Annotated in this window: 8 protein-coding genes and 1 pseudogene; 7 read left to right on the top strand and 2 right to left on the bottom strand. The window is 58.3% G+C overall.

Annotation, left to right across the window (positions count from 1 at the left end):
- From AC07Z7_RS12570 to AC07Z7_RS12600, 7 genes and pseudogenes are all read left to right on the top strand, one after another.
- Positions 1-363, top strand: a pseudogene (locus AC07Z7_RS12570) (Fe/S-dependent 2-methylisocitrate dehydratase AcnD); the annotation flags it as partial.
- A gap of 35 nt (positions 364-398) precedes the next feature.
- Positions 399-1,592 carry a 2-methylaconitate cis-trans isomerase PrpF gene (gene prpF / locus AC07Z7_RS12575; protein ID WP_207253359.1) on the top strand — a complete coding sequence of 398 codons (1,194 nt, stop codon included), beginning with the start codon at positions 399-401 and terminating at the stop codon, positions 1,590-1,592.
- A 78-nt stretch (positions 1,593-1,670) separates the two neighbouring features.
- Positions 1,671-2,531: an isocitrate lyase/PEP mutase family protein gene (locus AC07Z7_RS12580; protein WP_207253360.1), complete on the top strand. Its 861-nt coding sequence runs from the start codon at positions 1,671-1,673 to the stop codon at positions 2,529-2,531.
- A gap of 160 nt (positions 2,532-2,691) precedes the next feature.
- Complete coding sequence (locus AC07Z7_RS12585; protein ID WP_207253361.1) at positions 2,692-4,053, top strand: GGDEF domain-containing protein; 1,362 nt, start codon at positions 2,692-2,694, stop codon at positions 4,051-4,053.
- Positions 4,054-4,521: 468 nt separating this feature from the next.
- Positions 4,522-4,989 (top strand): CopD family protein, encoded by a 468-nt coding sequence (locus AC07Z7_RS12590; protein ID WP_207253362.1) that lies wholly within the window; start codon positions 4,522-4,524, stop codon positions 4,987-4,989.
- Between the two features lie 202 nt (positions 4,990-5,191).
- Entirely contained in the window at positions 5,192-8,146 is a 2,955-nt protein-coding gene (locus tag AC07Z7_RS12595) for a Tn3 family transposase (RefSeq protein WP_207253363.1), read from the top strand.
- 578 nt (positions 8,147-8,724) lie between these two features.
- Positions 8,725-10,836 carry a S8 family peptidase gene (locus AC07Z7_RS12600; RefSeq protein WP_137747716.1) on the top strand — a complete coding sequence of 704 codons (2,112 nt, stop codon included), beginning with the start codon at positions 8,725-8,727 and terminating at the stop codon, positions 10,834-10,836.
- Between the two features lie 596 nt (positions 10,837-11,432).
- Here AC07Z7_RS12600 and AC07Z7_RS12605 read toward each other — a convergent pair.
- Together AC07Z7_RS12605 and AC07Z7_RS12610 are read right to left on the bottom strand one after the other, a co-directional pair.
- Positions 11,433-11,786, bottom strand: a complete 354-nt coding sequence (locus AC07Z7_RS12605; RefSeq protein WP_137747715.1) for an H-NS histone family protein — start codon at positions 11,784-11,786, stop codon at positions 11,433-11,435.
- Positions 11,787-11,963: 177 nt separating this feature from the next.
- A complete protein-coding gene (locus AC07Z7_RS12610; protein WP_137747714.1) occupies positions 11,964-12,977 on the bottom strand; it encodes a sensor domain-containing diguanylate cyclase in 1,014 nt (337 codons plus the stop codon).
- Positions 12,978-13,173: the final 196 nt, after the last annotated feature.

Here is a 13,173-nt window from a genome sequence, read left to right on the forward strand (position 1 = left end):
GCCAAGGGTGTGCGGCTGGCAGGGGTCGAGGTGGTAGTGGCAGAGGGGTTTGAGCGCATCCACCGCACCAATCTGATTGGGATGGGGGTGTTGCCGCTGGAGTTTGAGGCGGGCACCAGTCGGCTGACGCTGGGCCTGGACGGCACCGAGACCTTTGACGTCGAAGGCAAGCTGAAGCCCCGCACACGCCTCACGCTGATCGTCCGGCGCAAGAATGGCGAAGTGCTCAACGTGCCCGCAGTCTGCCGCTTGGACACCGCCGAAGAGGTCTCCGTGTACGAGGCAGGTGGCGTTCTGCAACGCTTTGCACAAGACTTCCTCGCCAAGAGTGTTGATAAAAAGCAGGCCTTGGCGCGCGCCTAGCCAGCGCCAACAGCTATCAAATTTGATATTCCTCCATGAGCACCTCGTTGGCACCACAGATCCGCATCCCCGCCACCTACCTGCGCGGCGGCACCAGCAAAGGCGTGTTCTTCCGCCTTGACGACCTGCCCGCCCCCGCCCAGCAACCCAGCCCCGCGCGCGACGCCCTGCTGCTGCGCGTGCTGGGCAGCCCCGACCCCTACGGCAAGCAGATCGACGGCATGGGCAATGCGTCCTCCAGCACCAGCAAGGCCGTGATCCTCTCGCGCAGCACACGGCCAGGGCATGACGTGGACTACCTGTTTGGCCAGGTGTCCATCGACCAGCCGTTTGTGGACTGGAGCGGCAACTGCGGCAACCTCTCGGCGGCGGTGGGTCCCTGCGCCATCCACATGGGGCTGATCGATGCGGCGCGGATTCCGCAGGACGGCACCATCCCCGTCCGCATCTGGCAGGCCAACATCGGCAAGACCATCGTGGCACATGTGCCCATCGCCCACGGACAGGTGCAGGAAACGGGCGACTTTGAGCTGGACGGAGTGACCTTTGCGGCGGCCGAGGTGGCGCTGGAGTTCATCGACCCGGCGGACGACGGCGACGCAGGGGGCGCCATGTTCCCCACCGGCAATGTCGTGGACACCCTCGAAGTCCCCGGCGTCGGCAGCTTCGCCGCCACGCTGATCAACGCGGGCATTCCCACCATTTTTCTCAACGCGCAGGACCTGGGCTACACCGGCACCGAGCTGCAAGGCACGATCAATGGCGACCTGGCCGCACTGGTGCGCTTCGAGGCCATCCGCGCCCACGGCGCCCTGCGCATGGGCCTCATCCAACACCTGGGCGAGGCCAGCACACGCCAGCACACGCCCAAGATCGCGTTTGTCGCGCCGCCGGCCAGCTACACGGCCTCCAGCGGCAAAGCCATTGACGCCAAAGACATCGACCTGCTGGTGCGCGCGCTCTCCATGGGCCAGCTGCACCACGCCATGATGGGCACGGCAGCCGTAGCCATTGGCACGGCAGCGGCCATACCGGGCACGCTGGTCAACCTGGCAGCAGGCGGTGGCGTGCGCAGCAGCGTGCGGTTTGGCCACCCCTCGGGCACCCTGCGTGTGGGGGCCGAGGCAGCGCAACTCAACGGCCAATGGAAGGTGACCAAGGCCCTGATGAGCCGCAGCGCCCGCATTCTGATGGAGGGCTGGGTGCGAGTGCCTGGCGGTATTTTTTGAGGTTTTTTGGCCTCTTCCGCGCATCCATCATCCCCTTATAGCTATCAAAACAGTAGCGAATCAAGATCCTTGCGACTCATGAACAGCAAACAACAACTCAAAGCCCTGGCCCAGGCCCGCCGGGGTGTGATCGTGCCCGGCGCATTCAACGCGCTTTCCGCCCGTGTGGTGGCCGACCTGGGCTTTGAAGCCCTCTACGTGACCGGCGCGGGCGTCACCAACATGTGGTTCGGCTTGCCCGACCAGGCCTTCATGGGCCTCACTGACATTGCCGACCACACGGCGCGCATCCGCGATGCGGTGGAGCTGCCGCTCATCGTCGATGCCGACACGGGCTTTGGCAACGCACTCAACACCTACCACGCGGTGCGAACGCTGGAGCGCGCAGGTGCCGACTGCATCCAGCTCGAAGACCAGGTCAGCCCCAAGCGCTGTGGGCATTTCAACGGCAAGGAGGTGATCCCTACCTGCGAGATGCTGGGCAAGATCAAGGCCGCCGTGGACGCGCGCCGCGACGCAGGCACCCTCATCCTGGCCCGCACCGATGCCTGCGCCACCCAGGGCTTCGAGGCCGCCGTGGAGCGCGCCCAGCGCTTTCAGGAGGCGGGCGCCGACATCCTGTTTGTCGAAGCCGTCACCACGCTGGACGAGATCCGCGCCCTGCCCCGGCGGCTGGCTGCGCCGCAGCTCATGAACATGGTGATTGGTGGCAAGACCCCCATCACCAGCGCAGAGGAGCTGGCCACGCTGGGCTACGGCCTGGTGCTGTATGCCAACGCCGCGCTGCAGGGTGCCGTGGCGGGGATGCAAAAGGCGCTCACGGTGCTGCGCGAGCAGCGGCGCATCGACGAAGACCCGGCCCTGGTGGCACCGTTTGCCGAGCGCCAGCGCCTGGTGCGCAAGGCCGAATGGGACGCGCTCGAGACCCGGTACACCTGAGACCCTCACCCGCGCCCCGGCACCACACGGAGCGGGCGCAAACCGGCGGGCGGGGTCGGGGGCGTGTTTGTTTACCCACACAGCGCCACACAAAAGCGACGACAACCGCAGTGTGCGCGGCACAATGGGCTTCCACTCCTGCACCTTGCGCGCGCCGCCCATGCACAGCATTCCTTCTTTGAACGTGGTGGACCTGATGCTCGATGCCGTCTGCCTCGTCAACGTGGACAGCACCATTGTTTTTGTCAGCCCCGCGTTCGAGCGCATATTTGGCTACCTGCCTGAAGAAGTGGTGGGCAAGCGCATGCTGGACATGGTGCACCCCGATGACCTCGCCATTACCCAGCGCCAGGCCAAAAGCGTGACCGAAGGCAACCTGCAGCTGCAGTTCGAGAACCGCTACGTTCGCAAGGACGGCACCATTGCCCACATCCGCTGGACGGCGCGCTGGCTGCCCGAGCAGCAGATGCGGCTGGCCGTGGCGCACGACATCACCGAGCGCCGGCTCACCGAGTCCATGCAGGCCGTGATCTACGCGATCTCCGAGGCCGCCCACACCACACAGAACCTGCAGGCGCTGTTCCAGCACATTCACCAGATCATCGGGCGGTTGCTGCCCGCCACCAACTTTGCGGTGGCGCTGTACGACGCACAGGCCGATGCGCTGAGCTTCCCCTACCACGTCAACGAATCACTGCCTGCCCCGCCCCCCATGGCGCTGGCACAGGACGCGCTGTGTGCCGAGGTCATCCACAACGGCTGCACCCTGCTGCTGACCCCCGAGAACCGCACCGCCCACCCACCACCCGCCCCACAGCAGCGCCCGCCGCTGTACTGGCTGGGTGTGCCCCTACAAACACAGAAAGGCGCAATTGGCGCGCTGGTGCTGCAAAGCTACACCGAACAGGGCCGCTACACCGACAAGGACAAGGACCTGCTGCAGTTCGTATCCACCCAGGTGGCCGCCGCCATCGAGCGCAAGCAGATGCACGAGCGCCTGGAGCACATGGCGCAGTACGACCAGCTCACCCACCTGCCCAACCGCCAGCTGTTTCTGGACCGCCTCAAGACCGCCCTGGCCCGTGCACGGCGCGACCAGCGTCTGCTGTCGCTGCTGTTCATCGACCTGGACCGGTTCAAGGAGGTCAACGACACCCTGGGCCACGCCATGGGCGACCTGCTGCTGCAGCGTGTGGCGCAGCGTTTGCTTGAGTGTGTGCGCGGCTCCGACACCGTGGCCCGCCTGGGGGGCGACGAATTTGTGGTGCTGCTCGAAAGTGGCCTGGCCCGCGACCACGCCACCACGGTGGCCGACAAGATCCTGTCGGCCTTTACGCAGCCGTTTGACCTGGAAGGCATTCGCCTGAACATCCAGCCCAGCATTGGCGTGGCCATCTACCCCGAACACGGGGGTGAAGAACACCACCTGCTCGGCCACGCCGACGAGGCCATGTACCAGTCGAAGAAAAGCGGCGGCAACCAGGTGCGTGTGGCACAGCAGGCAGCAACGGAGCCTATTTGATCGCTGATATGTTGCAGCGCACTGTCGCCAGGACCACTGGATCAGCAAGTATTCGATGCATGAACGCCTAGACACGAAGCTATGACTGCCTTCGGCCTTCCTCAGTTTTTGGCGTTTTGCATTTCGTTGTTTGGACTGCTGGGCCTATTCATTTACGCAACTCTGCGCTCAAAGAAGTCCTCAGGTTTAGGTTTAGGCGCAGTGACATGCGGAGTTGTAGCCTGGATGTGTTTGGTGCTGCTCTCCTGGGGTTTGGCTGGACGCATCTCAGGGAGACCGTTCCTTCCGTCAGCATTGGCGCCTATCGAGTTGGTTATCAAAGCCGTTCCTTTGTTCTTCAGAGCACTTTGACGCGAGCGCCGGTAGAAAATCAGCACTGCCATACCCGCTTTGGCACACCACATGCAACCCGGGGGAAACGTCAGAGACTTACTCGGATCGATCCCAATCCACAACTTCATCACCCCCATGCTCTACAACGCCCTCAAGCTCGCCCATGTCCTGTCCATCATCGTGTGGATCGGTGGCATGGTGTTTGCCCATTTCTTTCTGCGCCCTGCGGCGCAGTCGCTGGAGCCGCCGCAGCGCCTGCGGTTGATGCACGATGTGCTGCAGCGTTTTCTGGGCGCTGTCTCCGTGGCGGTGGTGGTGGTGCTGGTCAGCGGGCTGTGGATGATCGGCAACGTCGCGCGGCAGGCTGCGCAATCAGGCGGAAGTTTTGCGATGCCGCTGGACTGGACTGTCATGGCCACGCTGGGCCTTGTGATGGTGGCCATCTTCGGCCATATCCGCTTTGCGCTTTTTCGGCGCCTTCAGCGGGCGGTGGCAGCGTCTGACTGGCCTGCGGGCGGACAGGCCATGGCCGCCATACGCCAATGGGTGGCTGTGAACCTGGGCCTTGGCCTGGCCATCGTGGTCATTACCCTGCTGATGTAACCCACGGCAACGCATTGCGCATGCTGGGGTCCACAGTGCACCCACTCCAGGCGCGGGCAAGTCGGGGTGATCTCACTTTCCGTGCAGAAAACCCGGTTAAGAGCTACGGGTTAACCCGCACTTTTTTATTGTCTGGAATTATCAGTAGCGAATACGTAGACTGCAGCAGGCTTGCGACCGCGCCAGCCACGGGAGGACCAGCTTGTCTAGCTACTACCTACGTTTCGTTGGCGCCGATACCCTGCCCAAATCGCTATCCAAGCGGGAAGTCGAAGAGTGTTTTGGGCTGAGTATCGAAGACATCCAGGAGCTGCGCCCGCCCCGGTTCAGAGGGACTGCACGCCTTGGCGCTGCAGTTCAACTGGTCATGCTGCGCGCTACGGGGCGGCACCCCGATGCCTTTTCAGGCATCCCCTCCGTCCTGCTGCGGTACCTGACCTCAGCGCTTGGCATGAACGCGACGGACATCGCATCGGTGACCTCGCTGTACAAGGACAAGGACACACGATACGAGCACCAGCTCTGGGCTCGGGAACGTGTTGGCTTCGCGGTAGTGGACGACGCCACAAAGCCGCTCCTGGCCGATGCTCTGGCTGAGCTTTCCGCCTCAGCGGTATCAGTCGATGACTTGATCCACCAGTCAGAACACTGGCTCTTTGATCGACGGCTTGTCCTGCCTGGTGACCGGACACTGCGCGACATGGCGCGGATGGCCTTCGCTGAACAGGAAAATGCCGCAATCGCTGCGATCCGCACCTGTGCGCCACCCAAACAGGTTCAGGCGGCTCTCTCGCACGCATTCTCAAAGCGATCAGGGCCCGGCGGTCACACAGTGCTGGAGTGGCTGCGCACACCCCCAGGGAAGCACGGGCAGCTCACGCTGAGCGAGGTCACCAAGAAAATCGAGTGCCTCAAGTCACTGCAAATTCACAAGTGGAAGCTGTCGGCGATTCCATTGAATCGTCTCAGGGCGTACAGCCAAGAGGTGATCAATCGTCCACCCTCCGCGACGAAGTTTCTCTCTGAGGATCAGCGCGATCTGCGCATCGTCTCTTTCCTGCATGTCACCCTCTTGGATCAGACCGATCTCGCCGCAGACATCGGTGCGCGATGTCTCACAGATCTTTATCACAAGGCTTCTGGCAAGGTCCTAAAGAAGCAGGCCGAAAGTGCTGTGGATCTGCGTGCTGAGCGCGTCAAGCTGAAGGACATTCTCTACGACACGCAGTTGACCGATGCTCAGATCGTCGCGGCGATGCGCGACCTGGTGCCCAAGAATGCAGAAAACTTTGCCGGTACGCGGGCTCAATTCGTCCGGGAAACACTGGTGAAAGAACAAGCGCCGCGTATGTCGGCCCTGCTCAATGCCCTCGGAGTCCTTGAGATCAAAGGCGAGGAAACGGACAAGGCGCTCAAGCAGCTCAAGACGCTGCGCGATTTGTCCAAACGCGGCATCAGCAGCCTTCCCGAGGGGTTTGATGTGTCGGTTGCGGACCCAAGCTGGCACTCGCTGCTGGAAGGCCCTGATCGCAAGGTTGCTCTTGCAGCTCTCAAAGCAAGCGCAGCGACTTCTTTGAAGAAAGCGATCAAGGGCGGAAAGCTGTGGCTGGAACACAGCAGCCGCCATCGCAACCGTGCCGATCAGCTGATACCCGAAACACAGTGGGCCGAGAAGCACAAGTCGCTGATCCGAGCTTTGAGCTTGACGGACAATCCAGATAAGTTCCTGGAGCGCGTGCTGGGACGGGTCAAAGCGGGCATCGGCCAACTGGTGCAGGCCGTGGAGGACGGGGCCTTGACCATAGACAGCCAGGGGCATATTCACATTGCACCGATTCAGGCGCTTGAAGTCGAACCCCAGGTCACCAAGACACGCGAGAGCATGTTCAACATGATCGGCGATGCCCAGTTTGGCAACATGCTGGTCGAGATCGACGCAAAAAGCGGCTTTAGCCAGGCTCTGCTAGGCCGCAGAGCCAAAGACATGGCTGAACTGAAGGCCGTCTACGGCGCCCTATACACACACGGAACAGAGAACACGGCCAAAGGTGTCTGCGCGATGATCCCAGGCCTGCAGGTGTCTCAGGTCACTATGGCCATGCGTGCAACGGAGGCCAGTGGCCGTTTGCGGGAGGCCAACTCACGGGTCATTGAGTTCCAGCAAAGCATGCCTATTGCCAAACTCTGGGGCCAGGGCGACAAAGCATCCTCTGATTCGATGACGCTCGATACGTCACGGTACCTGCACTCGGCGCGTATGGAATACCGCCGCAAGCAGCATGGTGTTGGCATCTATGTGCACATGCTTGATACCTGGGCACTGTTTCATGACCAGCCTATCGTGATCAATGACCGGCAAGCAGCGCCAGCGGTGGACGGTGTCGAAGCGCACAACTGTTCCCGCCGCGAGGACCAGATCCGACTATCCCTGCTTGCTGTGGACACCCATGGCTACACCAACGCAGCGATGGCTATCGCCAAGTTGCTGGGCTTCGATCTGTGCGTCCGTTTGCGCCAATTGTCGGAACGTAAGATGTTCTTGGCCAGGGGGGACACCGTGCCGGAAGCTTTGGAGCGCCTAACCGTTGGGAAGGTCTCGCTTGGGAAGATTCGAGCCGGATGGATGGACCTACTGCACCTAGTTGCCTCTATCCGGCAAGGGCGCTTGACAGCTGGAGAAGCTATCGCCCGCCTTGGCAGCGCGGCGCGGGGCGATCCCGTGCACGCTGCCGCAGACGAATTGGGCAAGTTGCTGCGTACGATCTTTTTGTGTGACTACTTCACCATTCCCGAGTTTCGCCGCGAGATGCATGCCTTGCTCAACAGGGGCGAATCTGTACACCAGCTGCAGCGCGCTGTGTACCACGGACGTGTAGGAGTCTCACGCGGGCGCAGGGCTGATGAGCTGCGGGCTATCTCAACAGCGCACACCCTGCTGACCAACGTCGTGATCAGCTGGAACACCATGAAGATGCAAGATGTCGTGGATCGCTGGAAGGTGGCCAAACACCCCATAGATGAAAGCTGGCTGCGCCGCATCGGACCCGTGCACTTCGAGCACGTGAATTTTCGGGGGACGATCGCGTTTGACATGGATCCGTACATCGATGCGCTGATTGAGCGCCCAGCCAAGCAGCGTGTAGCACGGCTGAAATGAGCCGGTTGTTTGCGCTGCAGCAGAACGAACCATCCGGGGCCAAGACCTGAATCCAAGCCGTGGCGACCACCCACAATCAGCCATCATCCCTCGGTCCAAGACGCACTCCGGAATGCGCGCAAGTTTTCAAATGTCAGCTCTTTTTGCGTGCGATTTACCGGGTTAGCAAACCATGAAACCCAATGAAATCAACAACTTAGAGTTTTGCTTAAAAAATGGGCAACTCTTTTTGCGTGCGATTTACCGGGTTAGCAGTTCCGCTCGGTAACGGGGACTTTTCACACAGCGAAGAGCCTGCTCAGTGATCCTCTAGGCTTTGCCGCGAACGCGTGACTTCGATCATGGCCTCGGTCGGTGAGGCGGATGGCTGCCACGTATAGTGCCTTTGCACGGATCTGCGCAAGCCACGGCCCTGGCCTTCAAGTCCACTCAATCCTGATCGGGCGTTGGCGCTTATGCGCAGGGGGGTGAACAAGGAACGCCTGCGAAGTAGCCTGGTTGGCTCGCTCATTTAAAACTTGCCATCCCAGAATCGGCAACTACGATTTCGTAGACCACAAACTTCTCTGGAGCGATAGATGCGACACCTGCTATCTGTGACGTCAGCCATTGCACTAACTTTTAGCATGGGGACGTTGCAAGCGGCGACTGTTGATCCTGGTAGCCTGAAGCGGATGAGAGATGCGGTGAATGAGGAAGGCGAGGTACGAGTGATGATCACCCTACGCCACCAGAAACTTGAAAAATTATCGCCAGAGCAAAAAAACAATAATTTGAAAAAAGATGTAGATACCATACGTGCGTTAAAAGCAGAATTAGGAAACGCAGCATTTACCGAAGGGGCCTGGGAGAGCGAGAGTGGGCAGATCGGGATGTATATAAAATCAGAAGGAATTAGCATCCTTCAAAACAGCCAGAATGCACTGGCCTTTACAATAGATCCCACTGACAAATCGCGCATTACTGCTATGGATCTGGATGGCAGCCTTACGGCCCTCCGGAAAATCTTGCGCACTAGAGCAGAGGTTAATGCCGAAATAATTCTTGGCACTCAGAGTGCCAAATATCAATTATTGCAAGACGGCTCAACCCATATAGTAAATGTCGGCGAGGTGATCATTGAGGCCAATTCTCTTATTGAGAAAATCCGGGAAAATTTTCAAAAACTAGGCCGTTCCGGACCTGCTCTGGCATTAGACAATGCGCTACCAATAAAAATAACGACCTCCATCGACAAGAAAAAGTTGCTCCTCCTGCAGAATCATCCTGATGTGCGAGGAATTCGGCCTATCGGCTATCAAGATCCTCGGACCACCTACTGGTCTGCAGGAGCATCCGATATAGCCGAAAAAGAGGGACAGGTAGAAGTAAGTATTTCTTTACGTGGTGGGGTACTTTTCTCTCCTGATTTAAATTGGAATTCCCGTGGAGGAAAAAATCAGGCAATGGCTAATCGAGAAGCCATGACGGAAATTCTTACTGATGCCAATATAAAAATACCACAAAGCGATCCTGTCGGAGATTCAATTGGGTCGTTTCAGATGATGCTTACCAAGGATCAGCTGTCTAGACTCCGCGCTAAAAATGATCCACGAATCTTGGAGTTGCGTGAAAACCGTCCACTGGGTGTTCCGCAACTTCAAAGGAGCATGCCGACTATTAACATGCCTATTGCATGGGCTTCTGGAAATAAGGGTAGTGGTGTAGCGATTGCCGTGTTAGATGACGGCATTCGAAAAAATCACGAGATGTTTCTCTTTAGCGGTACTACTAAAGTAGTCGGCGAAGATTGTTTTGGGTCAAACTCCGGAGGCTTTAAGTCTGTATGTCCTAACAAGGATTTGTTCGGTGATAGCCCAGCGGGGACTCCAAATGCGGGTGAACCAAACAGTGATCTCATCGGATGCCAGCTGATTGATCAGCAGCGGTGCGGGCATGGTACGCTAATGGCTTCGGTTGCTGCGGGCCGCGCATCGCCGAACGTGGCTAGCGGAATATTGCAAGGGGTTGCACCGGACGCCCAACTCATTTCGATAAATATTTTTTCATATGATCGCATCAATAATAAAAAAACATATTATCTGAACGACTTGGAAAAAGGGCTCTCGTCGGTGCTTCTGAGGGCCGGCGGGGCTACGCCCATCTCACCTGCAGCGCTGGTTGTCAATCTGAGTATCGGTACCGTTGCCAGTTACCCATCCGACTGTGATGCCAATGTCAGCATCGCCATCAGAAATCTTATTCGACAACTTAGGACCGCAGGCGTACCTGTTATTGCATCGACAGGAAATTACCAGATTCAAACTGCGCTTTCGCATCCTGCTTGTAGTGAATACTCAATAAAAGCTGCTTCTGTACTAAACGATGAAATTGGGTATACGCTCGCGACAAAATCAAATATCGCGGCTTTAAGTCAGTATACGTATCCAATTTTTTTGGCGCCTGGTGGTGACGAAAATGCTATTGGTGTCAATGGAGCGGGACGCGTTTCGGATACCGATTTGCTTGCAGGCTGGGGCACATCCCTCGCTGCAGCTCATATCTCAGGGTTTGCAGCCATCTACAAGAGTACGAATCCCACTCATAGCGTCGATCAGTTCATCGCTTGGGTAAATTCGACCGGCAGCGTCCCTGTCAGCAGCACAATTGCCAGCGGTGTACAAACTTGGCGCAGAATTGCATTCCCGTGAAAGTTCACTGGTTTTTACTGCCGAAGCATTTTGACTAGCAAGGTCGTAGGTCGTAGGTCGAGGAGCCGTAGATGGTTGAGCATCTGGAAGAAGTTGTGAAAGACCTTGTAGCGAAGCAAGTGGGCTTTTATGTGTGCCATGACAATGCTTCAGGCCAAACCACGCTGCATCTCACTTCGACAGAGCTGATCCGATATTCGGCTGACCCTGTTGGGTATCTGTCAGAGCACTATAGCGTCAGTCGCGAAGACTACTTGGGTTGGCACCGTTCTGGCTACAAAGTAATCTGCTCTGGCCTCACGAAATCGGGAAAACCATGCAAAGCTACAGTTCCCGGCCTATCGATAGTGCATAGTCCAGCAGAGTGGGTGCGAGGCAGAGGTGGACGCTGTACTGTCCATGGTTAGACCGCCACAGCACTGCCGTGAAGCTTGAGGCAATCTCGGTTTCCGTGCAGAAACGGAAACCACTGGTAGACGAGTCCAGGCGACCGGCTTTGTGGCACATGTACGGCCCGGCCGTCCATGCCCTGCTAGGGGTGATCTCGGTTTTCGTGCAAAAACAGAAACCTGTGGGAAAAGTTCTTTTTAAATCAATTACTTAGGCTTGCGACCGAACACGCCGTCAAGCTGAAAATCTTCCAGTGTTTTGCCGCGTGCAAGCGCTTCATTCAGCCAAGTAGGACGTCGCCCGCGTCCTCCCCACGTGTTGCCGTTGGCGTCCCTATACAAGGTCGTGGTCGTCTCAGAGATTTCCCCGTCAAAAAGGTCGCCTGGTTCCAAACCAAATCGAGCAATGGCCTGCTTCATTAGAGGAATGATCTCCTCCGCTTCAGTGGCCTCGGTCATTGCGTCTTCAAACCGTTTCTTCATCTGAGCAAGTGTCTTTGGCAATGCAAACTCCCATTGATACGTGAAGTGACGCGCCAGTGCCGCATCACTGCGGGGCATGGACGCCAAGGGCCCGGTGCACCACCACAGTAGTGCGGTGCGTGACCTCACTGGAGGTTGTGCCCGGATACGGGTCAAGATCCCACATCAGCCAGAACGATCCAATTTGCTCAGTTGAAATTCAAGGAGGGCACAAAGCGACTTGAACTTTTCGCTCAGCGCAGCGACTGCTCAGTGCTAAACCAAGCCACGCCGCGAATACTTGGCTTGGTACATAGCCTCATCTGCGAGGCGGATGGCCTCGTCACAAGTGCCTTCGCAAGGGTCAACACAAACCACACCTACACTTGCCCCTGGGTACTCTAGCGTTCGTTGCCCCGCCAAGGGGACGCGGCACACCGTCGCATCCTGAAGTCGTGACTGCAAGCTTCGGATGGCCTCGGCCGCGCCCTGGCCACGCTGGGGACCTGGGCCGACGAATACAAACTCGTCTCCCCCAAAACGGCTCAAGAAGTCACTTTCACGCATGACGGCACGCAATTGGTTTGCAACAGCGCACAGCAGCGCGTCGCCCGCTTCATGGCCGTGGGCATCGTTGACTTGCTTGAAACCGTCCAGATCAAGGAACGCGACCATGACCATACTGTCTGAGCGACGTGCGCGCGCCTGCAATCGCTCAAGCTCTTCAAACAACGCTCGGCGATTCGGAGCGCCGGTGAGGGGATCCAGCAAGGCCATGGCCGTCAGCTGCTCGTTTTTGCGCTGAAGCTCCTCCAGAAGTTGCTCGCGCTCAACCTGCTGTGCAATCAGACTGGCAAACAACTGCAGCATTTTTTCGGTCTCGGGCGGAAGCTCCGCACGTTCGGCACTAGCTGCGCAGAGAGTGCCATACACTGCGCCATCGGAAAGTCTGACCGGCATGCTCACGTAGGTCTGTATCCCAAGGGCAGCTGCAGCCTCCGAATCGCCCCAGCAACTCCGCACATCGGCCGTGAACATGCGCCCCTCCTTGAGCGCGCGGTAGCAAAGAGTGTCGCCCCAGGGCACGGTCAGGCCCTCGGGTACCACCATCGTGCGCGTGTTTCGAGCGTAGAGCACATGTTGCAAGGCCTGCTCGAAGTTGATGGTCGTGAGGTACGTTGACTCCAACCGAGTGACCTTCTCAAGCATGTCCAGCAAGGGACGGGCCAAGTCCTCAAGCGTTTTGGCTCGAACGACGGAATCGGATAGTCGGGCGAGAAGCGGATCCATGGCTGCAAAGTCGGTAGGGTGAACGGCTGGCAAGTCAGTCCATCGGTAGATGTCGTCCCTCATCGCACTGTACGTCAGTTTTGTTCTTACATACCGCTCAAGTAAGAGAGCAAATCTCTGCTAGATCGGCTCGCTTTGTGTTCTTGCCTGAATATGATTGTGCACTCCACAGTCATTTTCTCGAAATCCCTGGTGC

It is taken from the genome of Acidovorax sp. GW101-11A03 (assembly GCF_059424825.1).